This window comes from Rhizobium laguerreae (genome assembly GCF_019778565.1).
GTDB classification, from domain to species: domain Bacteria; phylum Pseudomonadota; class Alphaproteobacteria; order Rhizobiales; family Rhizobiaceae; genus Rhizobium; species Rhizobium laguerreae.
Genome location: NZ_JAAXQT010000001.1, coordinates 544,467 through 566,773, shown reverse-complemented (window position 1 = coordinate 566,773; position 22,307 = coordinate 544,467). Strand labels below are relative to the sequence as shown.

Genomic DNA, 22,307 nt, shown 5'->3' with positions numbered 1-22,307 from the left:
CCTGAGGATGCGGGTTGGATGCCTATCGGCGCATCGACCACCGCAGGCCCATCACGGCCGCAATGCCCAGTATCGGCCAAATCGCCCAGAACTGCCCCGTCCAGGTGAAGAGGTTGATGCCGGCAAGGCCGAGCGCCAGGATCGCCAGCAACGTGATCTTGCGATTGAACCGGGTCTGGTCGCGGTTCCAGGCGAGCGCCGCGACGACGGCAAGCGCCAGCACCGGAAAACGCGCCCAGAAGACGCCCTGCCACGACAGCAGATTGATACCGATCAGGGCGCCGGCGATGACGCCGAGCACGCCATACAGCCTGCGTCCGCCCGGTGCTGGGGTTGTCTCGGCCTTAGCGGCCGCCATAACCGGCGCCGGCGCCGGCTGCGGCCGCGCGGAGCCGGATCGTTCTGCAGGGGGCGTCTCGTCCCTGGTATCGCCGATCTTTACCGCGTAGCTCGGCACGCCTTCATCGACGTTCTTCACCATAAGCGGTCCGAGAAACTCGAAACCGACAGCCACCTTGTTGCGGACCTGGTCGTAGACGGTGCTCGATATCACGATGCCGCCGGCCGCAGCCGACGTCTGCAGCCGCGCCGCAATATTGACGCCGTCGCCATAGATGTCGTCGCCCTCGACGATCACGTCGCCGAGATTGATGCCGATGCGGAAGAGCATGCGACCGTCGGCCGGGCGGCGGGCGTTGAAACCCGCGAGTTCGTTCTGGGTGTCGACGGCCGCACGCACCGCCTCGACCACGCTCGGGAAATCGGCGATCAGCCCGTCGCCCCAGGTATTGACGACGCGGCCGCCATGGCTTTCGATCAGGCGCCCCATCGCTTCCCGGCAGCGCTTCAGGCTCGCAAGCGTCCCCTCCTCGTCGGCCCCCATCAGCCGCGTATAGTCCTGCACGTCAGCACAGAAGATCGTCGTCAGCTTGCGCCGCGTTTCACTCATGGTCTCTCGTCTCCGCGCTATCCGCCGCCGGGAAAGATCGCTGCAAAGGCTGAAACTGGTCGATTGGAGATCATGGGCTATTGCAGCCGCGGTAAATTACTAAGCCTTTGTGTTCGTTACCACCGATAATTGCTGATCGTCGACCCGCGTTTCCCAGGCATGAGAGGCGGCGTGGACGATTCAGCTTCCTTCACTCGCCCAGTCATCGACCTTCAAAGGCTCCGAAACGCGAGCAAAAGCCTTGTCGCGCGTGACGAGGGTTGCGGCAGTTGCAACGGCATGAGCGGCAATCATCATATCGAGGGGCGCCAGGATCACGCCTTTGGCTTCGCAGGCAGCGCGCAGGTCGCCATAAGTTCGCGTGACATCGTGATCCCAAGGCAGAACGTCGACCCGGAGCAGGAATTGGCGGATCCGCTCCGACAGCGCTTTCGGGTAGCCTCGCTTGGCAAGACCGTAGAACAGCTCCCCTTCGGTGATCGATGAGATGACGATGTCCTCCATCGGAAGCGCGGCCAACCTTTCGATGATCTCCTGCCGATCGCCCTTGATCACATGGCTCACCATATTGGTATCGAGCATCCAGGCTGTCATTCCTTCCAGCCTTCGAATGGATCACGATCATGAGAAGGCTGCTGGCGGTCGTCAGGCCCCAGGAAATCGTCCGGAACCTGATCCTTGCCATAGAGTTCAAAGAGACCATCCCATGACTCCGGCTTGCGTGACAAAATGACATCGCCGGTCTTCGGATCACGACGGACGAACACCTCGCTCTCCTCGAAGCGGAACTCCGCAGGGAGCCTGACCGCCTGGCTGCGGCCGGTCGTAAAAATCTTGGCAGTTCTCGTTGCCATGATAGCCTCCACATCGCGATAGCTACCATGATATATACCGATAGCCGGCGGCGAGCAAGAAGTCCGGCGCCTCAAGAAGAACGCTCGATCACTGAACGATCTTGCGCGGGCTCGCCGTGTGTTCCCTCGCCACCGTGCTGGAACTGTCGATTTCCTGAAGCAGGACGTCGTAGCCCCAGAGATCGGCAAGATGCTGCAGGACGAGTTTCATGTCGGCTTCCTGGAGATAGCAGCCATTCATGACGATGTGCTGCAGAAGCAGGCGGCGGTCGCCGGCGAGGTCGACGTCAACGATATCGATTGCCGGATCGGTCCAGCCGATATCGTATTCGCGCGAGAGCTGGCGGCGGATGCGCAAATATCCGCGCTCGTTGTGGATCGCCGAAACCAGTACCCCCTCGGTCTGCTCCGGATCGTCGTAGAGATGGAACAGCCGCAATTGCCGGATCAGGTTCGGGCTCAGGAACTGGCTGATGAAGCTCTCGTCCCGGTAATTGGCCCAGATGTCGCGCAGGACCGCCATCGCATCGCCTCGTCCGGCGATATCGGGAAACCATGCGCGGTCCTCTTCCGTCGGCGTCGTGACGATCCTCTCTATGTCCTGCATCATCGCAAAGCCAAGCGCATAGGGATTGAAGCCCGAAAACCGCCGGTCGTCATAGCTCGGCTGGAACACGACGTTGGCGTGCGACTTCAGGAATTCGAGGAAGTTTCCGTCGCTGATCTGCCCCCGCTCGTGAAGCCGGTTCATGACCTGGTAGTGGACGAAGGTGGCGGTTCCCTCGTTCATCACCTTGGTCTGCCGCTGGGGATGAAAATATTGCGCGACATGGCGGACGATGCGAAGAATCTCGCGCTGCCACGGCTGCAGCCGCGGCGCCGACTTTTCCAGAAAGTATAGGATGTTGTCCTGAGGGAGCCCGAGGGCGGCGCGGCGCTTTTCCAGGCCGCTGTCGCCCGCCTTCCGCGCCTTGCCGACGGGAACCGTGCGCCACAGGTCGTTGAACATCTGCTCCTCGTGGGTGCGGCGCTCCTGCTGCCGCTTCTCCTCCTGGCGAAGGTCAATCGTGGTCTTGCCCGCGTATCGATGCACCCCGTGCGACATCAGCGCATGGGCTGCGTCGAGCGTGCGCTCGACGGCCGTCTCGCCGTAACGTTCTTCGCAGCGGGTGATATAACCCTTGGCGAAATCGAGGTAGTCGAGGATGCCCTCCGCATCGGTCCAGAGCTTGAAGAGATAGTTGTTCTTGAAGAAGTGGTTGTGGCCGAAGGCCGCATGCGCGGTGACGAGCGTCTGCATCGTCGCCGTGTTCTCCTCCATCAGATAGGAGATGCAGGGAGAGCTGTTGATGACGATCTCATAGGCAAGGTCGCGCATCCCGCGGCGGTAGAAGGTTTCGTGATGCGCGAAATGCTTGCCGAAAGACCAATGCCGATAGAAGAGCGGCATGCCGGTCGAGGAATAGGCATCCAGCATCTGCTCCGAGGTGATGACTTCGATCTGGTTCGGATAGACGTCGAGGCCGAGTTCGCCGAGCGCGATCTCCTCGCAGGCGTCGTGGATGCGCTGGAGCGTTGCGAAATCCCAGTCGGCCCCCTCGAATAATAGCCGCTCTCGTGGCCTCATCGTCATGGTCATGGCGTCACCTTCGACTGTGCGTCACGTTTCTGGAAGAGATCGTGGAAAACAGGGAATATTTCGTTTCGCCGGCAGACCTTGCGCATTGAAAGCGGCTGCAGTTCGGAACGGATCCCGTCATAGAGCATCCAAAGCGGCGAGCGGGATACTGAGGAGTCACCGCCTTCTTCGCCGACCTCGATATAGGCGAAATACTGGCACAGCGGCAAAATCTCGCGCAGCAGCTGTCCGCTCAGGTTCCCGTCCGAATGGGCGTTGTCGCCGTCCGAGGCCTGGGCGCCATAGATATTCCATTCCGCCGGATCGAAACGCGCCGCGATGATGGCCCGCATTGCCGCTAGCGCACTGGAAACCAGCGTGCCGCCCGTTGCCGGGCCATAGAAGAAGGTTTCCTCGTCGACTTCCTCGGCCTTGTCGGTATGGCGGATGAAGACGATCTCCACTTTCTTGTAACGCTTCGACAGGAAAAGGTAGAGCAGCAGATAGAACCGCTTCGCCAGGTCCTTCATGTGTTCCGACATTGAACCGGAAACGTCCATCAAGCAGAACATCACGGCCTTCGCCACAGGCTTCGGCTCGTTTTCGAAGCGGCGATACCGCACGTCGAGCGGATCGATATAGGGAATGCGCCGGCTTTTTTCCGTCAGGGATTTGAGTTTTGCCTCAAGCGTCAGCCGGCTCTCGTCGTCTTCGCATTCCTCCACCTGCCGCTGCAGGGCTTCGATTTCTTCGCGGCGCGGACGGTGAAGCGCGACACGGCGCATCATCGCGAGCCTGGTCGTGCGACCGACGGCGATGTTGGACGGCGATCCCGACACGGAATAACCGGCACGGAACGGAGTTTCCTCCTCGGTTTCGGCCAAGCGCCGCTTGGCAAGGTCGGGCAGTTCCAGATCGTCCAGGAACACATCCAGGAATTCCTCGCGCGTCAGCACGAAGCGGAAGCCGTCCTCGCCGTCGCCCTCACCCGCATCCTTGGGTTTTCCGCCCCTGCTCCCCGGCGGGCGCGGAAGAATGTCGCCTTCGACGAAGGCCCTGTTTCCAGGCAGGATATGATCGCGGATGCCGCCGTCGCCCCTTCTCAAGTTCGGCTCGGCCATTCCATCGATCGGCAGGCTGATTTCCCCGCCGTCGAGTACATCGCGAATGTTCCGGTTTTGCAGAGAACGTTTTACCGCCTGCTGCACGGCGCCTTTCATGCGCCGAAGAAACCGTTGCCGATTTTCCAGACTTTTACCGCGCGGATTTAGCCGACGGTCGACAATGTGCATATTGGCTCCACATTAACTTGCCTGTTTGACGCGCATGTACCATTCGACGAGGCGCCGAACCTGCCTCTCCGTGTAACCCCGCGCGGCCATGCGCGAGACGAATTCGCTGTGTTTCTTTTCTGTTTCCGAATCCTTCTTCGATCCGAAGGAAATGACCGGCAAAAGATCTTCGACCTGCGAGAACATTCGCTTTTCGATGACTTCCCGGATTTTCTCATAGCTCGTCCATGACGGATTCTTTCCGCCGTTGGCTGCCCGCGATCTCAAGCAGAACTTGACGATTTCGTTGCGGAAATCCTTCGGATTGGCGATTCCCGCCGGCTTTTCGATTTTCGTCAGTTCCTGGTTGAGGAGCTCGCGATCGAGAAGCTGGCCGGTATCGGGATCCTTGAAGTCCACGTCTTCGATCCAAGCATCGGCATAATCCACGTAGCGGTCGAACAGATTCTGTCCGTAATCCGCATAGGACTCAAGATAGGCCTTCTGGATTTCATTTCCAATGAACTCTGCGTAACGCGGCGCAAGATCGGCCTTGATGAATTCCAGATATCGCTTCTCGACATCGTCGGAAAACTGCTCGCGGCGGATCGACTGCTCCAGCACATACATCAGATGAACCGGATCGGCGCCGATATCCGTGGTGTCGTGATTGAAAGTGGAGGCGAGCACCTTGAAGGCGAAGCGGGTCGATATGCCGTCCATGCCCTCGTCGATGCCGGCGGCATCCCGATATTCCTGGACACTGCGGGCACGCGGATCCGTCTCCTTCAGGCTTTCGCCGTCATAGGTGCGCATCTTCGAGAAGTATGTCGAATTCTCATGCTTGCGCAGGCGGGAAAGCACGGAGAAGCGGGCCAGCATTTCGAGCGTTGCCGGGGCGCATGGCGCATCGGCGAGTTCCGATCCCTCGATCAGCTTCTCGTAGATCTTCTGCTCTTCCGTAACGCGCAGGCAATAGGGCACCTTGATCACGCAAATACGGTCGATGAACGCTTCGTTGTTCTTGTTGGCCTTGAAGGTCTGCCATTCCGCCTCGTTCGAATGCGCAAGGACGATGCCGGAGAAGGGTATGGCGCCGATATTCTCGGAGCCGATATAGTTCCCTTCCTGCGTCGCCGTCAGCAGCGGATGCAGCATCTTGATCGGCGCCTTGAACATCTCGACGAATTCGAGCACGCCCTGATTGGCGCGGTTGAGGCCGCCCGAATAGCTGTAGGCATCCGGATCATTCTGGGAATAGGTCTCCAGCTTTCGGATATCGACCTTGCCGACCAAGGACGAGATATCCTGATTGTTCTCGTCTCCAGGCTCGGTCTTGGCGATGGCGATCTGGCGCAACCGCGAAGGCTGTACTCTGACGACACGGAAGCGGGAAATATCGCCTCCGAAGTCGTCGAGCCGCTTCAGGCACCACGGGCTCATCAGTCCGCTCAGGCGCCGCAGGGGAATGCCGTATTGCTCCTGCAGGAGCGATCCCATCGTGTCCGGGTCGAAGAGGTTGAGCGGACTTTCGAAAACGGGGCTGATCTCGTCACCGGCCTTCAGCACGTAGATCGGATGAACCTCCATCAGCAGCTTCAGCCGCTCCGCCAGCGATGACTTGCCGCCGCCGACCGGGCCGAGCAGATAGAGGATCTGCTTGCGCTCCTCGAGCCCCTGCGCCGCGTGCCGGAAGAAGGAAACGATGCGTTCGATTGTCTCTTCCATGCCGTGGAAGCCGGCAAAGGCCGGATAGATCCGGATGGTCCGGTTCATGAAGATCCGGCCGAGGCGGGTGTCCCTGGCGGTGTCGACCATCTGCGGCTCGCCTATCGCGGCGAGCAGACGCTCGGTCGCATTGGCATAGGCAAGCGGTTCCTTTTTGCAAAGATCGAGGTACTCCGAGATCGACATATCGGTCTCGCGACGCGCATCATAACTGCGGGTGAACGCATCAAATACGGATTCGCTCAGCATGGGCCCTCCATTCAAGGTTAATGCCACAGGCTTCAGGTGTCCTTATAACCATCGAGATGGCCATGACGTTCCTGAGAATCAATAGTTTCGTCGGTTATTCCACGCTCACCGGCCATTTCTAGCAATGCACGAAATTGTGCATCCACCGGATCTTTAATTACTGTACGAAACTGTTGGTCAGTATAGTTCAGAAAGACGCCATCGCGGTATCAGCACATTTCACGACGTGACAGAAAGATGAAAAAGGTGTGCAATACCGCCCGTGATTCGAGATCCCGAAAATCAGCGATCGGCAGGCGGCGAGCCCGTTCGATTGGTGAACATCGATGTGCGACGGGCCATATGACGCTGGAAAGTTCGGGATATTCTTAGAAACGGAATATTCTTAGCGAAATGGGCGCATGACGATCATGCGCCGGATATTGCGATCATGTCTCCGCAGGCCTTCAGCCGTTGAACGCATCCTCGAGCGCGGCGACGTCGATCTTGACCATGCCGAGCATCACTTCGGTTACCCGCCTCGCCCGCTCGCGATCGCTGTCGGCGAACATCTCGGAGAGCACGCGCGGCACGATCTGCCAGGAAAGGCCCCAGCGGTCCTTCAGCCAGCCGCACGCTTCCGGCGTGCCGCCATTGGCGAGGAATGCCTCCCATATCCGATCGATCTCGGCCTGGCTTTCCACGAGAATCGCGATCGAGAAGGAATGGTTGAAACTATCAAGCGGGCCGGCCTTCATCGCCAGAAAGGCCTGGCCGGCAAGCGTGAACTCGATCAGCTCGACGCTGCCGGGAGGCCCGCTCGGCGTTTCCGCCGGCAATATGGTGGTGCGGCCGATCCGGGAATCCGGGATAACAGACACATAGAATTCGACGGCTTCGCGCGCTTCCTCGGCGAACCAGAGATTTGAAACGACCTTCGGCATGAAAACGGCCTCCTTGTTGACAGGTGGTGATTCGGACTGCTGTCCGATGATCCAAGGACGCCCCACCAGCGCCGGTTCCGACACGCCTGATCCGAATTTTTTGCCCTGCTTGCCTGCATGGCGACCACAGCCGCGCTCGGCGGCGACCTTGCCGACCGCAACATACCGCCTGAGATGGCGGCGGCTCGGGAATGAAAGCAGAACATCTTTTCTGGTCTTTCCTTCCCGAATCACTACATTACGCGCCATGAGCAATAGTTTCGACGATATGCCCTTCTTCGACGAAGAGCCGGGCGAGATGGCGCGCAAGCCGCAGCCGCCTGCCGCCCCCGCCGAAAGGGCGCCCGCCGCCGGTGGCGGTATCGCGGCGCGCGCCATGGCGGCTCGCGACGGCGGCAAGCGGCCGGATTACCTCGCCGGGCTGAACCCCGAACAGACCGAAGCCGTCGAAACGCTGGAGGGCCCGGTCCTCGTGCTCGCCGGCGCCGGCACCGGCAAGACCCGCGTACTGACGACCCGCATTGCCCATATCCTCAATACCGGCCGCGCTTTTCCCTCGCAGATCCTCGCCGTCACCTTCACGAACAAGGCGGCCCGCGAGATGAAGGAGCGTATCGCGTTGCTGGTCGGCGGCGCCGTCGAAGGCATGCCCTGGCTCGGCACCTTCCATTCGATCGGCGTCAAACTTCTGCGCCGCCACGGCGAGCTCGTCGGCCTGCGCTCCGATTTCACCATTCTCGATACCGACGACGTCGTCCGCCTGATCAAGCAGATCATCCAGGCTGAAGGCCTCGACGATAAACGCTGGCCGGCCAAGCAGTTCGCCGGCATGATCGACACCTGGAAGAACAAGGGTCTCGGCCCCGCCGATATTCCTGAGGGCGACGCCCGCGCCTTTGCCAATGGCCGCGGCCGCGATCTCTATTTTGCCTATCAGAACCGCCTGACGACGCTGAACGCCTGCGACTTCGGCGACCTGCTGATGCATCCGATCGCGATCTTCCGCAAGAACCCGGATCTCTTGAAGGAATATCATGGTCGCTTCCGCTATATCCTCGTCGACGAGTACCAGGACACCAACACCGCCCAGTACATGTGGCTCAGGCTTCTCGCCCAGCGCCCCAAGGGCGAGCCCCAGAACGTCTGCTGCGTCGGCGACGACGATCAGTCGATCTATGGCTGGCGCGGCGCGGAGGTCGACAATATCCTGCGCTTCGAAAAGGATTTCCCTGGCGCCAAGGTGATCAAGCTCGAGCGCAACTACCGCTCGACCGAACATATCCTCGGGGCCGCCGCCCATCTGATCGCCCATAATGAAGGCCGCCTCGGCAAGACGCTGTTCACCGACCGCTCCGATCCGGACGACGTCAAGGTGCAGGTCCATGCCTCCTGGGATTCGGAGGAGGAAGCCCGCGCCATCGGCGAGGAGATCGAGCAGCTCCAGCGCGGCAAGCATCTCTTGAACGACATGGCGATCCTCGTGCGCGCCTCCTTCCAGATGCGCGAATTCGAAGACCGCTTCGTCACCCTCGGCCTCAACTATCGCGTCATCGGCGGCCCGCGCTTCTACGAGCGCCTCGAGATCCGCGATGCCATGGCCTATTTCCGCCTGGTTGCTCAAGCCTCCGACGACCTCGCTTTCGAACGCATCATCAACACCCCGAAGCGCGGCCTCGGCGATACGACGGTGCGGGCGCTGCACGACTATGCCCGTGCCCGGGATATCCCGATGCTTGCGGCAGCAGTCGACATCATCGAGACGGACGAGCTGAAGCCGAAGGCGCGAAAAGCCCTCTTCGACGTGATTCAATCTTTCCGCCGATGGCAGGAACTGCTTGAAAACACGCCGCATACCGAACTTGCCGAGCAGATCCTTGAAGAGTCCGGCTATACCGACATGTGGAAGAACGACAAGAGCGCTGAAGCCCCCGGCCGCCTCGAAAACCTCAAGGAACTGATACGCTCGATGGAAAGCTTCGAGTCGATGCGCGGCTTCCTCGAACACGTCTCCCTGGTGATGGATGCCGAGACCAACGAGAACCTCGACGCCGTCTCGATCATGACGCTGCACTCGGCCAAGGGCCTGGAATTCGACACCGTCTTCCTGCCGGGCTGGGAGGAAGGCCTCTTCCCGCACCAGCGCTCGCTGGATGAGAGCGGCCGTGCCGGCCTGGAGGAGGAACGCCGCCTCGCCTATGTCGGCATCACCCGCGCCAAGCACCGCTGCCACATCTGGTTCGTCTCCAACCGCCGCATCCATGGCCTCTGGCAATCGACCCTGCCCTCGCGTTTCCTCGATGAACTGCCGGAAACCCATGTCGAGGTCGCCGAAATGGAGCAGAGCTACGGCGGGTATGGCCGCGGCGGCTACGGCCAGTCCCGCTTCGACAAGGCCGAACCCTTCGCCAACTCCTATTCCACTCCCGGCTGGAAACGCGCCCAGGCCAACAAGACAGACGCTACACGCGACAACTGGGGCACCCGCTCCGGCCACGCCGTCGAACGCATCGGCTATGGCGAAAGCGGCCCGAAGGGGCGCACCATCGAAGGCGAGCTGGTGGCGAAATCGACCTCGTCGGAACCGTCGAGATTCACCCTCGGCGATCGCGTGTTCCACCTGAAATTCGGCAACGGCAACGTCACTGGCATCGAAGGCAACAAGCTGACGATCGAGTTCGACCGGGCGGGACAGAAGCGGGTGCTGGACGGATTTGTCGAGCGCGTGTGACCTCGCGTCAGCAGCGCTCACCCGAGCATCCGCATCCTTCCAAGCCCGAGAATATCGTTGACAAGCGCAACACCCATGCCCGCGGCGACGATTCCCAACCCGATCAGAAAGAGCCGGCGCGACCGATCATATTTCGCGGCGAAGAGGGAGTCCCGCGCCAGCAAATCGGCAAAGACCTTCACCTGGATGGCGATGCCCACGGTCAGGAACAGCATCGGCAGGATATCGATGCGGCTCCAGTCATTGGGATTGGAAACCCAGACACTGATGAAATTGAGCGAGAAGCCAAGGATGATCCCGGCCGCCGTCAGCGAGCCGTTGCGAAACGTCGCATCGATCTTTTCGTCGGGATCCGGCTCTGACATGGCTTTGCTTCCGGCTTGCTTCCAAGGGTTAGAAAGGCAGAAATCATAACCCGGAGCAAGGTCGGCCTGACGTCACCTCTCGCAGAAAGCAGACGAAATGCCGCAGCCGCGCAAACCCGGGCACTCCGCCCATAGCTCGTCCGCACTGCGTTACGGCAATTTCGGGTCAACACCGGCATGGATTTAATCGCGCTCAGACACCGATCGCCCCGTCAACTCTCGCAGTGATCGTATTAGAGCGCTCTGTTTTGGTGACTTCCTACCGCTAGTGCCAGAATTAACACTTGCGCGTCCGCGCCTGGAAATCCACTAGTTGATCCATTCGGTGTGCTTGGCGTCTTACACTGCAATAAAGCGAAGGGATTGGCCTTGATGAAAGCGCTGCTGCTCGTCGACATTCAAAACGGCTTCTGTCCGGGCGGCAATCTACCGGTGCCGGAGGGCGAAAAGGTTGTTCCCGTCGCAAACAGACTGATCGACAGCGGCAAATACGATCTGATCGTCGCCTCGCAGGACTGGCATCCGCCGGGCCACGGCAGCTTCGCCTCCGCCCATCCCGGTGCCGCCCCCTTCGAGATGGGAGAACTTTCGGGCAAGCCGCAGATGATGTGGCCTGATCACTGCATTCAGGGTACGCTCGATGCCGAACTGCACCCCGAACTCAAATCCGAAGAGATCGACCTGATCCAGCAGAAGGGCGAGGATCCTGATATCGACAGTTATTCGGCCTTCCGCGACAATGACCGCGATGCCTCGACCGGCCTCTCCGATTTCCTCGAGGATCAGGGCGTCACCGACCTCGACGTCTGCGGGCTGGCGACCGACTATTGCGTCAAGTTCTCCGCGCTCGACGCACTGGAAATGATGCCCGGTGTCCGCGTGCGCTTCATCGAAGATGCAAGCCGCGGCATCACGCCCGAAGGCGTCGCCGCCGCCATAGAGGAAATGCGGGCGCATGGCATCGCGATCATCGACAGCGCCAAGGTCTTAGTCGGCTGATTGAGATCAGCGACAAAAAGCAATGTGGCGGATGTCGGATCGGCACAGGTCCATTCGTCCTTGGCTCTGAACACACCAATCATGGGAGTTGAGAGATGAGAAAGCTTGTTACCGCAGCCTTCGTGAGCTTGGATGGCGTCATGCAAGCGCCGGGCGGGCCGCAGGAAGATCCGACCGGCGGCTTCACCCTTGGCGGCTGGACCGTCAATTACTGGGACGAGTCGATGGGCGGTTTCATGGACGGGATTTTTACCGACCCCTTCGCGCTGGTGCTCGGCCGCAAGACCTACGAGATCTTTGCGGCGCACTGGCCCTTCGTCGGCAAAGACGATCCCATCGGAAAAGCCTTCAATGCCGCGACCAAATATGTCGCGACCACTTCCGCCGAGCCGCTCACCTGGGAAAATACCGTTGCGCTGCGCGGCGATGCCGCCGCCGAGATCGCCCGCTTGAAGCAGGAGGACGGTCCGGACCTCCTGACGCAGGGCAGCAGCGGCCTGCTGCAAACCCTGCTGGTGCACGACCTGATCGACGAACTCCGGCTCCTGACCTTCCCGCTCATCCTTGGCCCCGGGAAGCGCTTGTTCGGCAAGGGCACCAAGCCAGCGGCGCTGAAGCTCACCGCCAGCTCGGTATCGACGACAGGCGTCATCATGAGCGTCTACCAGCGCGCCGGCAAAGTCGACACCGGCAGCTTCGCGATGGCCGAGCCCTCGCAGGCCGAACTCGCACGCCGGGAGCGGATGAAGCGCGAGGGCTGAGAAAGCGCGGGCGAGCGAAAGAGCGGAAGTTAGGCAGGCAGCCGTCTGGCTTCTTATTTCAAGACATAGGCGTCGTAGGTCTCATCGCTTCCGGCAACCGCACCGAAGCTTTTGACGAGCTCTGTCGCGCTTTGGAAAGCCGAAATCTCCTCTGGCGTCAGAGACAGCCGCCATACGTAGCTTTCACGCAAGGAGACGGGAGCAGTGATCCGATCGAGCCGCTGCGAGAGAAGAATGATGACAGGCACCCCCTCACTCTGCTGCAATCGGCGTGCTGATTGGAGGATATCGGCAAGGCTGAGCGAAAGCCGCGCGTTGCGGGTACATCGCACAATGGCGCCGAACCGCTCCTCCCGCAGGAGATAGGTGCGATTGGAGACGTAATAGGGCAAGGCTTCCACGAGATAGTCGGGATCCGCTATGATGACCGCGTCCTTGAGATCAGGGCGCGATTGCATGAACGCGCCGAAATCCTTGCTTCGGCTCAGGGGTATTTCGGCTATGAAGGCCTGATTGATCTTTTCGATACCGGACACGACCTGTAGCGCCAGCAATATCAGGAAGCACAGACGCCCGAACCTTACGATCCCGCCAGCAGCCTCGATGCTGGCAGCGCCCGCCCCCTCGCGCTGAGTATGTCTGGTCAAGGCGGTGATCGCGATCATGAAAACCAGCCAGAGCACCTGATGTCTGTATCCGCCCGGATAGACAAGCGTAAAAAGCAGCGAAAGCCCCAAGAGAACCAGTCCGGCTGCGATCATCGCCGGCCGCCGGTTCGCCAGCGCCAACAGGCTGGCGTAGATGAGCACGGACATCAACGCTGCGAAAATCCGGGAGGCCAACGGATATGCCACGACCAATTCGAGGATCCGGTCGGGATAGAATGCCATAAAATGGGAACTGGGTGCGGCAAGTGCACCAAGGGCAAACAAAGCGAAATTCTTGCCGCTGAGATCGTTCTGCCCCGTATCATTGAAGGTCGGATAGACCGTTACGAAACATAGAACAACTCCAACCGCGGCAACGGCAGCGGCTGTCGCAAAGGCCCGATATTCCGTCAGAGGAGGCCTTGGTCGCGCCAGAAGCAAACCGAAAAACCAATAGGCAAGGAAGCCGCCGACGAGCACGACCGAATGGACGTTGGTATTTGCCAGCAATGCAAACAACAGGCCGAGCAATAGCCCGTTGCGTGTTCCTTTCTCCCAATTCAAGACGATAAGAAAAATCACCAGCATGCTGATGCCGTAATTTCGCGACATCGCGGCGTAGTCGAAAATCGAAAAGCTGCTGAACAGCGAAAGCAGCATGATGGAAAGCGGCAGTTTCAGCCTGAAAACCAGAAGATAGGCCGCCGCCGCTGCAACCGTCAGGGCGACGACCTTCAGGACGACAGGTGAGCCGACCACGACATAGGCGGCGCGCAGCAGAATATACCAAAGAGCAGGATGACCCTCGCCATGCATCTGGCGAAGCATATCGATGAAATTATCCCCCTGGAGGGCGAGTGACAAAGCACGAACCTCGTCACGCCAGACCGTTTCGGACCAGCAAAGCGCAGACGCCAGCGTAAGCCAGACCGTGAAGATCAACGCTTTGCCGAGCTTGGCGGATCGAGGTTCATCGATAACAGAGACAATCACGGCCAAATAACACGCAACCCGGTGAACGAAAGCGTCACGACCATATCGGTGCAGACATAATTTGGCGTTAAGTGAAGGCTCTGGTTTGATTCTAAGGCGCTAGAATTTTTTCCTCCCTCTCAAGCAGATGGATATCTTCGGCCATGTCTTCCATTCGCTTCAACAGGGCGGCTTGGGCATCTCTCAGCCCTCGATTGTAGACGTACGGGCCGATCTCCTCGACGAAGAAGTCAAGCAGGAATTCAGCCGGCAAAGCGCCGATGGGATCCAGCTCCCGGTCGAAATAAGCGCGGATGCGCGAAACGATCTCAGCCTTTTCTTCCTTCGAAAATTCGATCTTCTTCATGGTTGCCTCTTTACCGAATGCGATCGGGAGTTTGATGGTTCAGCGAAATCGATTGGTCAATCAATGAAATTCAATTGCCGTTGCAAGCAGTAGACCATAAGGGAAAACCTGAATTCCAACAGGAAAGATCCCATGAATCGCGCCGACTTTGTTGAAGGTTTGCGGGGCGGCTCCGCCGTTGCTCTGGCATCGGCGCCCTTTGGCGCCCTGTTCGGAGCGCTTGCGGTCGAAAACGGCATGTCGCTCTCCGAAGCTGCCTTCATGAGCGCCACCGTCTATGCCGGCGCCAGCCAGATGGTCGGCATCGAACTCTTCGGTCACAATGTCCACGCCTGGCTGATCGTGCTGTCGATCCTCGCCGTCAATTTCCGCCACGTGCTCTATTCGGCGGCGCTGGCGCGCTACATCGGCCATTTCACGCCGGTGCAGAAATTCTTCACCTTTTTCCTGCTCGTCGATCCGCAATTCGCCGAAGCGGTCAAGCGCGCCGAGACCGGCCGGCAACTCACCTTCGCCTGGTATTTCGGCTTCGGCATCATCATCTACATTCCCTGGGTGCTGATCAGCGTCGCCGGCGGCATGCTCGGCGGCTTCATTGGCGATCCCAAGGCCATCGGCCTCGACATCCTGCTGCCGGCCTATTTCCTCGGCATCGTCCTCGGCTTCCGAAAGCGAGACAATTTCCTGCCCGTGGCGCTCGTCAGCGCTGTGGCTTCCGTACTCGCCTACCGCTATGTCGGCTCGCCCTGGCATGTCAGCCTCGGTGCCGCCGTTGGCATCGTGCTCGCCGCCCTGTTGCCGCTGCCGCCGCAACCGCAGGATCTGGAAGCCGACGCCCTCCAATCCGAAGTGCACGAGGTCTGAGCCATGGAATTCGATCTTCACATGGCGTTCGTCATCCTCGCAGCCGCCGCCGCCACCTTCGCCACCCGCATCGGCGGCTATATCCTCATCACCCGAATGAAGAGCATCCCCCCGCGCATGGAGGCAGCGCTGAATGCCGTGCCGGCGGCCGTGCTGACGACGCTCGTCGCGCCTGCCTTCTTCATCGGCGGCTGGGAATCGAAGCTGGCGCTGATCGCCGCCCTCTTCATCGGCTTGCGCTTCACCCATACATGGATGCTGGTCGCCGCCTGGATCGTCGTGATGACCTGGCGCCACTCGATCGGCGCCTGAGCACCGGCCCGAAAGCCGGCGCAGAAATTCAAGGTGCTACAGCGTCGCCGACGCTGTAATGCCGTTCTCAATATTCCAGCGGCAGCGTGGCGTTTTCGAGCCAGGCCCTGACATCGTGATCGTGGATGAGTGGCATCAGCGCCTCGCATGTGCGGCGATGATAGTCGTTGAACCAGTGCAGTTCGTCATGGGTCAGAAGATCGGGAATGACGAGGCTGCGGTCGATCGGGCAGAAAGTCAGCGTCTCGAATCCGAGCATCGGCGCATCGCCGCCCTCGATCTCTTCGGCGCCGCGCACATAGATCAGGTTCTCGATGCGGATGCCGAAGCTGCCGGGCCGATAATAACCGGGCTCGTTCGAAAGGATCATGCCGGGCAGCAGTTCCTGCGTCGACAGCCGGGAGATGCGCTGCGGCCCCTCATGAACCGAGAGATAGGAGCCGACGCCATGGCCTGTGCCATGGGCGAAATCGGCACCGGCCCGCCACAGCGCGATGCGCGCCAGCGGATCGAGGTCGCAGCCGCGCGTGCCCTTCGGGAAACGCGCCGTGCTGATATTTATCATCCCCTTCAGCACCAGTGTGAAGAAGCGCCGATGCTCTTCCGAAACAGTGCCGATGCCGACGGTGCGGGTAATGTCGGTCGTGCCGTTGATATATTGCGCGCCCGAATCGATCAGGAAGAGTTCGCCGGCTTCGATCATCCGGTTGGTCTCGGTCGTCACGCGGTAATGCATGATCGCCGCATGTTCGCCGGCGCCCGAAATCGTGTCGAAGGAAATGTCCTTCAGCGGGTTCTGCATGCTCTGGCCGACGCGGGCGCGCGCCGCTTCGAGATGCTCGGCAGCAGCGATCTCGCTCACCGTGCCGGGCTTCGTCTGCGACAGCCAATAAAGGAATTCCACCATCGCCGCCCCGTCCTGCAGATGCGCGGCGGCCGAGCCGTTGATCTCGACGTCGTTCTTCACCGCGCGCGGCAGCTTGGCGGGATCGGCGCCCTCCACCACTTCGCCGCCCGCCTTGCGGATGATCTCGGCCAGCGCATAGGCGGCGATGTCAGGGTCTATCAGCACGCGGCCGCCATCCCTGGAAACGGTGGCGAGCTTTTCTTCCAGCGCCGATGGCGGCAGCTGCGTGCAGATCTGCGCGAGATAGGCCTCCGGCTCGATGCCGGTCTTGCGCTTGTCGAGGAAGATCTCGGCCCCGCCGTCGGCATGGATGATGGCGCGTGCCAACGGATGCGGCGTGTGCGGCACATCGGCGCCGCGGATATTGAAGGTCCAGGCGATCGAAGAGGGATCGGCGATCAACACCGCCGCAAGGTTCTTATTCGAAAGATCGGCGGCGATCGCCGCGATCTTCTCTCTCGCCAGCACGCCGGCCTGCGCGACGTTCTGGACGCTGACCGCGCCGAGTGGCTCGGCCGGCCGGTCAGCCCAAAGCCTGTCGAGCGGATTGTGCGGCAGGAAGACCAGCGTGCCGCCGATCTCCGACAGCGCCCTTTCCAGACGGCGCACCTCGGCCCCGGCATGCAGCCAGGGGTCGATGCCGAGCCGCAGGCCCTTGGCTCCGTTTGCGGCAAGCCAGACATGCGGCGGCTCGTTGACGAGATCGCCACCCGAAAAGACAGAACCGTCGACCTGTTCGGCAAGCTGCGTCACATAACGTCCGTCGACGAAGACGATCGCCTGCGTGCGCAGGATCAGCGCAATGCCGGCCGAGCCGGTAAAGCCCGTCAGCCACGCCAAGCGCTCCGAACATGCGGGGACATATTCGCCGTTGAATTCATCGGCGCGCGGCACGAGGAAGGCGTCGATGCCGAGCGAATCGAAACTAGCGCGCAGCGCTGATACACGATCCCTGCCGAATTGCGGCGTGGAGGTAACCTCGAAAGACTGGAACATGCTGGAAACCCGAATGATTGAGACGAATCCGGTTAATGGGATGCCGGCCATGTTAGCGAAATTTCAATCGATGGGGAGAAAAAGCGACAATACGAGTCGAAACCGCTGGAACCGCTCAACATTTTGACGGAACTGTGACGCCAAAAGTTAATTTGGCACGCTTTATGCGTTGGCCGCATGGCTCCCATGAGCAAAACCCTCTGCCTCCGCATTTCAGAATAGCTATATAGGCGTCATCGAACGGTTCGCGATGAACCGGTAAATAAAGGAATTCTTGAAATGACCGCCTCTCTCTCGCGCTTCGCATATAGCAGCCCGGTGCAGGCTGGCGAACGCCAGACCGTGCGTCACGTGATCGGCGCCCGCCGCCCGCAGAACGAGGACAGCCTCAAGCTGCTCGGCGCCGGCCAGCGGGCCACGCGCCACAAGGGCGCCCCCAGCTACGCGTTCTAAGCCTGAAAGCCAGTCCGTCTCCTCCCTCCCGGACAGGCCTATTGGAATGCAGTAGAGCCCGCTTGAGCGCTCCTCCCCTTGAGCTCGCGGGCATTGACCGGATAGACCGGTCGAAGGCGGTGCCATCGGCACCGCCTTTTTCTTATCTTCAACAAGGCTTGGGAGGTACGCTATCCTGTGGAATGATCCGGTCGCAGCTTGCTCCCTCTTCTCCCCTCGGGGAGAAGGTGGCCCGAAGGGTCGGATGAGGGGGCCACACGGCACGCCATTCATTGCCCTTCGCTGCGCTCTGCGCATTCGCGGCTTCGCCGCTCACCCCCTCATCGCCTCGCTATCGCTCCGGCACTTCTCCCCGCTGGGGAGAAGAGGACACCGCATTCGCCTCCCCAACTCTCGCCCCATCAAGGCCGATCGAGATGGATAGTCACCCAGCCGTTGCGCCAGATGGTCCTGACGTGGCGAAGCCTCGCGCCACTATAGGCGGCAATCACCTTCCAGCGCTGCCCGGCAAGGATGCCGGAGAGAATGACCGATCCGCCAGGCGCAAGATGCGTCGCAAGCTTCGGCGCCATGCGGATCAGCGGCCGGGCGAGAATGTTGGCGATGATGAGATCGAAGGGGCCATGCTCGGAAAAGGCCGTCGAATGAAAGCCCGGCGCGGTCCTGGTAACGATGCCCGAGGCGATGCCGTTGCGGCGCACGTTCTCGGCCGCCACCTTCGTCGCGATCGGATCGATGTCGGTCGCCAGCACCGGTATGTTCCTGAGCTTGCGCACCGCAATCGCCAGCACGCCGCTGCCAGTGCCGAGATCAAGCGCGTTGCGGACCGGGCGCGAACGCACCACGCTATCGATCACCTCGAGGCAGCCAGCCGTCGTGCCGTGATGGCCGGTGCCGAAAGCCTGGCCGGCATCGATCTCGATAGCGATGTCGCCGGAACGGGCTTTATCGCGGTCATGCGAACCATGCACCAGGAAACGCCCTGCCCGGACAGGCTTCAGCCCCTCCAGCGATTTCACCACCCAGTCGATCTCTGGGATGACTTCCCGCTCCAGCCGGGCATCAGGGAAAGAGGCCTTCAATGCGTCCTCGACACGGGATTGCACCTCAGCCTCGTCCTCGGCCATCATGTAGATTGAGGCTTCCCAGATATCCTTCTTCTCATCGATCTCGGTGGTGCCGATGGCAAAGTCTTCTTCACCGAAGACTGCGCTCAGAAGGTCGAGGATCTCCTCGGCTTTGGCTTCGGTCGTCGTCACGTAAAGGCGGATTTCACTCACGATAGGCGGTCTTTCCCGTTTCCGTTGCCCGCCGCCGATCGAGCCAACGCCCCATCACGCTGAAGCTGTCACCCCTTGCTGACGAGATTCTCCAGCTTCTTTACCGCCGTGTCCGGGTTTTCGCCATAGGCGATCGTTCCGGAAAACCGCCCGGCCGAATCGAGCAGGAAGACCGAGGCGGTGTGATCCATCGTATAGTCGCCATTCGGATCCTTCTCGTCGACCGGCACTTTCTTGGCGTAGACGCGGAACCCCTTGACCACCTCGGCGATCTTGTCGGGCGCGCCTGAAATGCCGGTGATGCGCTTGGAAACATTGGAGACGTATTCGTTCATGATCTCGGGCGTGTCGCGCTCCGGATCGACGGTCACGAAATAGGCCTGCAGCTTGTCGCCCTTCGGATCGACCTTCTCCATCCAGCCGTTCAGCTCGAAAAGCGTCGTCGGGCAGACTTCCGGGCAATGGGTGAAGCCGAAGAACAGCGCCGTCGGCTTGCCGCGCAGCGCCTCCTCGGTGATCGGCTGTCCGTTCTGGGAGACCAGGGTGAAGGGTACGCCGAAGGGAGGTTCCGCCACCACATCCTTCGACTTCGTCAGGTTGAGCGTGACCGCTCCGAGAAACCCGGCAAGTATCAAGACACCGACCCAGACGGCGATGCGGAATGTCTTCATTGGCATGATCCTCAATCCGGGCGGAGACGCGTGGCCCGCCCCTGCTGGCGTGATTATAGCCTCGAGCGGAGGCGCGCAATTCAAGAATATGTTTTCGAACCCGTGTTGAATTGTCTCACCGGTGGAAACTGCCACGGCAACGAAATCCGCCCTCAGGAATCTGCGCGGATCAAAATTGCATGTGGTTGAATAACTTACCTCTAGAGCGACGGCCAACCCGAAAATATATATCGTTAGGAAAGACTTAAGCCGTCACATCTATATTTAACGGCGGTTCTACATCGCCTCTCCCGCTGGGGACAACTGGGAAGATTTCTGACTATGAACAATAATAACGCCATCAAGCAGTCGGGCGCTTATCTCGAAATCGTTTCATTCCACCTGGGCGATCAGGAATTCTGCATCGACATCATGGCCATCCGCGAAATTCGCGGCTGGGCGCCGGTGACGCCGATGCCGCACACCCCGCCCTACGTCTTGGGTCTCATCAACCTGCGCGGTGCGGTGATCCCCGTCATCGACATGGCCTGCCGCCTCGGCATGAAGATGACCGAGCCCTCCGAGCGCTCGGCGATCATCGTCACCGACATCGCCGGCAAGCTGGTCGGCCTGCTGGTCGAGCAGGTTTCCGACATGATGACCATCAAGAGCGAAGACCTGCAGCCGCCGCCGGAAATCATCCCGGAGGCCCAACGCGCCTTCTGCCGCGGCATCGTCGCGCTCGAAAAGACCATGGTCTGCTTCTTGAACCTCGACACGGTCATTGCCGACGAGCTGACACAGGCCGCCTGAGGAATACTCATATCTGGAATTCGAGGCCTGGCTCGTCCGGGCCTTTTGATTTTGGGGTGGAGAGCAGAGCGGACATGGTTTCCAACTTGTAAAACCCCTCCCCAACCCCTCCCCACAAGGGGAGGGGCTATGCTCAGCCCTTGCCTCGCTCATCCCGAAACGTCGAAAATCAGGAAAGCGGGTGCGGCAAGTTAAGCCCCTCCCTCTTGTGGGGAGGGGTTTGGGGCGGGGTCTTTAATCTCGATACCGAAAGACGCGGGAATCTCCCAGACTTATTGCGGCTTCCCATTCTTCCAGACGACGTTCTGTCCGTAGAGCGGAATGGTCGAGATCGACATCTTCGCCGAACCGTCGGTCAGTTCGCGCGAATGGGCGAGATAGATCAGCGTGTCGTTGGTCTTGTCGTAGATACGGTTGACGACCAACGTCTTCCAGATCAGCGACATGCCCTGGCGGAACACCTCGCTGCCATCCTTGGACAAGTCGACATTGCCGATCTCGATCGGCCCCGTCTGCCGGCAGGCAATGGAATTGTTGGACGGATCCTCGAACCAGTTGCCGTTCTTGAACCGGTCGATCAGGCTGCGGTCGAAATAGGTGACGTGGCAGGTAACGCCCTTGACGTCAGGGTCGGAGACCGCCTCGACGATGATGTCGTTGCCGATCCAGTCGACCCCGACCTTGCCGACGACTTCGGCCGAGGCAGCACCTGTAGAAAGGGCGGCGAAAGAGAAGGCGGCGAGGAGAAGATTGCGCAGTCTGGACATGGCGGCTCCCTGAATAATCCGCATTCTAGATAAGCATGCACCCATGCTTTGCAAGAAAACGAAGTTTGCAGAAAGGGATCAGCCTTTTCGGCAGGTGCAGGGCTCGTATGCCCGCGCCGTCAGCCGGCCGGGTCTCATGCCGATCAATGCCGGTATGGCGTGGACGGCATGGGCCTTGACCGCCCTTGCCATCTCGATTGCGGCCGCTGCGCAGACGGCGGCATCTTCGGCGGCATTGTGGTGCACGAAACGCAGGCCGAGATGCTCGGCGATCAGGTTCAGCCGGTGCGAAAGGAAATGCGGCCAGATCCGCTGCGCCATCTTCAGGCTGCAGAGATAGGTAAGCTCCGGATAGGATTGCCGGTAGAGATCGAGGCTCGCCCGCCAGACGCTGAAATCGAAGGCGGCATTGTGCGCGATCATCGTCGCGCCGCGAAAATCCTCCTCGAACTCGTCCATTACCTCGGGAAACTCGGGCGCGTCCTCGACATGCTCCGGACGGATGCCGTGGATCGCGATGTTCATCCCGGAAAAGCGCATGTCCCGCGGCCGGATCAGCCGCTCCTCGACGCGCGTCACCCTGCCGTCCTCGATCCAGGCAAGGCCAACGGAACAGGCGCTGCCGCGCTGTTCGTTCGCCGTCTCGAAGTCAATCGCGATGGTTTTCAATGCCGCAGTCCGAATCGTTTCTTCGGGAACAGGAATACCGCCCCGCTTCCTGCCACGCAAATTCGACATGACGCCCGGTTGACTTTTTAACCCGCATATCGAAACTTGTTGGCATGATCGGTTCCGTAACCATGGCAGCACTTATCCATCACACCACGACCCTTG

The 22,307-nt window shown here is 60.3% G+C and carries 22 protein-coding genes; 7 read left to right on the top strand and 15 right to left on the bottom strand.

The window, feature by feature from the left end; genetic code table 11:
• Positions 1-22: 22 nt before the first annotated feature.
• From HFO71_RS02725 to HFO71_RS02695, 7 genes are all read right to left on the bottom strand, one after another.
• Positions 23-949 (bottom strand): adenylate/guanylate cyclase domain-containing protein, encoded by a 927-nt coding sequence (locus HFO71_RS02725; RefSeq protein ID WP_168287717.1) that lies wholly within the window; start codon positions 947-949, stop codon positions 23-25.
• A gap of 180 nt (positions 950-1,129) precedes the next feature.
• On the bottom strand, positions 1,130-1,543 hold the full coding sequence (locus HFO71_RS02720) for a type II toxin-antitoxin system VapC family toxin (protein ID WP_206987749.1): 414 nt from the start codon (positions 1,541-1,543) through the stop codon (positions 1,130-1,132).
• A complete protein-coding gene (locus HFO71_RS02715; RefSeq protein WP_077978770.1) occupies positions 1,540-1,803 on the bottom strand; it encodes an antitoxin in 264 nt (87 codons plus the stop codon). Before HFO71_RS02715 ends, HFO71_RS02720 begins: the two co-directional genes overlap by 4 nt.
• Positions 1,804-1,891: 88 nt before the next feature.
• On the bottom strand, positions 1,892-3,442 hold the full coding sequence (locus HFO71_RS02710; protein WP_206987747.1) for a SpoVR family protein: 1,551 nt from the start codon (positions 3,440-3,442) through the stop codon (positions 1,892-1,894).
• Positions 3,439-4,713 (bottom strand): YeaH/YhbH family protein, encoded by a 1,275-nt coding sequence (locus HFO71_RS02705; RefSeq protein ID WP_077978772.1) that lies wholly within the window; start codon positions 4,711-4,713, stop codon positions 3,439-3,441. Before HFO71_RS02705 ends, HFO71_RS02710 begins: the two co-directional genes overlap by 4 nt.
• Before the next feature lie 12 nt (positions 4,714-4,725).
• Complete coding sequence (locus HFO71_RS02700; protein ID WP_027664285.1) at positions 4,726-6,669, bottom strand: PrkA family serine protein kinase; 1,944 nt, start codon at positions 6,667-6,669, stop codon at positions 4,726-4,728.
• 446 nt (positions 6,670-7,115) lie between these two features.
• Positions 7,116-7,592 carry a VOC family protein gene (locus HFO71_RS02695; protein WP_206987745.1) on the bottom strand — a complete coding sequence of 159 codons (477 nt, stop codon included), beginning with the start codon at positions 7,590-7,592 and terminating at the stop codon, positions 7,116-7,118.
• Positions 7,593-7,839: 247 nt separating this feature from the next.
• On the opposite strand from HFO71_RS02695, the gene HFO71_RS02690 reads away from it, so the two are divergent.
• Positions 7,840-10,320, top strand: a complete 2,481-nt coding sequence (locus tag HFO71_RS02690; protein WP_221987516.1) for an ATP-dependent helicase — start codon at positions 7,840-7,842, stop codon at positions 10,318-10,320.
• A gap of 17 nt (positions 10,321-10,337) precedes the next feature.
• On the opposite strand, the gene HFO71_RS02685 is transcribed toward HFO71_RS02690, so the two are convergent.
• Positions 10,338-10,685, bottom strand: a complete 348-nt coding sequence (locus tag HFO71_RS02685) for a hypothetical protein (protein WP_027664282.1) — start codon at positions 10,683-10,685, stop codon at positions 10,338-10,340.
• 372 nt (positions 10,686-11,057) lie between these two features.
• On the opposite strand from HFO71_RS02685, the gene pncA reads away from it, so the two are divergent.
• Together pncA and HFO71_RS02675 are read left to right on the top strand one after the other, a co-directional pair.
• A complete protein-coding gene (pncA, locus tag HFO71_RS02680; RefSeq protein WP_168258920.1) occupies positions 11,058-11,684 on the top strand; it encodes a bifunctional nicotinamidase/pyrazinamidase in 627 nt (208 codons plus the stop codon).
• Positions 11,685-11,779: 95 nt separating this feature from the next.
• Positions 11,780-12,445 (top strand): dihydrofolate reductase family protein, encoded by a 666-nt coding sequence (locus HFO71_RS02675; protein WP_168258919.1) that lies wholly within the window; start codon positions 11,780-11,782, stop codon positions 12,443-12,445.
• A gap of 53 nt (positions 12,446-12,498) precedes the next feature.
• On the opposite strand, the gene HFO71_RS02670 is transcribed toward HFO71_RS02675, so the two are convergent.
• A complete protein-coding gene (locus HFO71_RS02670) occupies positions 12,499-14,091 on the bottom strand; it encodes a hypothetical protein (protein ID WP_221987515.1) in 1,593 nt (530 codons plus the stop codon).
• 85 nt (positions 14,092-14,176) lie between these two features.
• A complete protein-coding gene (locus tag HFO71_RS02665) occupies positions 14,177-14,431 on the bottom strand; it encodes a DUF2164 domain-containing protein (protein ID WP_017961276.1) in 255 nt (84 codons plus the stop codon).
• Positions 14,432-14,563: 132 nt separating this feature from the next.
• Here HFO71_RS02665 and HFO71_RS02660 point away from each other — a divergent pair, with 132 nt between their 5' ends.
• Together HFO71_RS02660 and HFO71_RS02655 are read left to right on the top strand one after the other, a co-directional pair.
• Complete coding sequence (locus HFO71_RS02660; RefSeq protein ID WP_168258917.1) at positions 14,564-15,295, top strand: AzlC family ABC transporter permease; 732 nt, start codon at positions 14,564-14,566, stop codon at positions 15,293-15,295.
• A 3-nt stretch (positions 15,296-15,298) separates the two neighbouring features.
• Positions 15,299-15,607 carry an AzlD family protein gene (locus tag HFO71_RS02655; protein ID WP_168258916.1) on the top strand — a complete coding sequence of 103 codons (309 nt, stop codon included), beginning with the start codon at positions 15,299-15,301 and terminating at the stop codon, positions 15,605-15,607.
• A gap of 67 nt (positions 15,608-15,674) precedes the next feature.
• Here HFO71_RS02655 and HFO71_RS02650 read toward each other — a convergent pair whose 3' ends face one another.
• Positions 15,675-17,510 (bottom strand): aminopeptidase P family protein, encoded by a 1,836-nt coding sequence (locus tag HFO71_RS02650; protein ID WP_168258915.1) that lies wholly within the window; start codon positions 17,508-17,510, stop codon positions 15,675-15,677.
• A 279-nt stretch (positions 17,511-17,789) separates the two neighbouring features.
• Here HFO71_RS02650 and HFO71_RS02645 point away from each other — a divergent pair, with 279 nt between their 5' ends.
• The gene (locus tag HFO71_RS02645) at positions 17,790-17,963 is read left to right on the top strand and encodes a hypothetical protein (protein ID WP_003541368.1); all 174 of its coding nucleotides are present in this window, start codon (positions 17,790-17,792) and stop codon (positions 17,961-17,963) included.
• A 401-nt stretch (positions 17,964-18,364) separates the two neighbouring features.
• On the opposite strand, the gene HFO71_RS02640 is transcribed toward HFO71_RS02645, so the two are convergent.
• Both HFO71_RS02640 and HFO71_RS02635 read right to left on the bottom strand, forming a co-directional pair.
• Complete coding sequence (locus HFO71_RS02640) at positions 18,365-19,243, bottom strand: 50S ribosomal protein L11 methyltransferase (protein ID WP_168258914.1); 879 nt, start codon at positions 19,241-19,243, stop codon at positions 18,365-18,367.
• Positions 19,244-19,311: 68 nt separating this feature from the next.
• Positions 19,312-19,914 carry an SCO family protein gene (locus tag HFO71_RS02635; RefSeq protein ID WP_077978779.1) on the bottom strand — a complete coding sequence of 201 codons (603 nt, stop codon included), beginning with the start codon at positions 19,912-19,914 and terminating at the stop codon, positions 19,312-19,314.
• Between the two features lie 321 nt (positions 19,915-20,235).
• Between HFO71_RS02635 and HFO71_RS02630 the strand changes: the two genes are divergently transcribed.
• Entirely contained in the window at positions 20,236-20,706 is a 471-nt protein-coding gene (locus tag HFO71_RS02630; RefSeq protein ID WP_003541378.1) for a chemotaxis protein CheW, read from the top strand.
• Positions 20,707-20,978: 272 nt separating this feature from the next.
• Here HFO71_RS02630 and HFO71_RS02625 read toward each other — a convergent pair whose 3' ends face one another.
• Complete coding sequence (locus HFO71_RS02625) at positions 20,979-21,473, bottom strand: CreA family protein (RefSeq protein WP_132610178.1); 495 nt, start codon at positions 21,471-21,473, stop codon at positions 20,979-20,981.
• A gap of 78 nt (positions 21,474-21,551) precedes the next feature.
• Positions 21,552-22,142, bottom strand: a complete 591-nt coding sequence (locus HFO71_RS02620; protein ID WP_077978781.1) for a 3'-5' exonuclease — start codon at positions 22,140-22,142, stop codon at positions 21,552-21,554.
• Positions 22,143-22,307 lie beyond the last annotated feature (165 nt).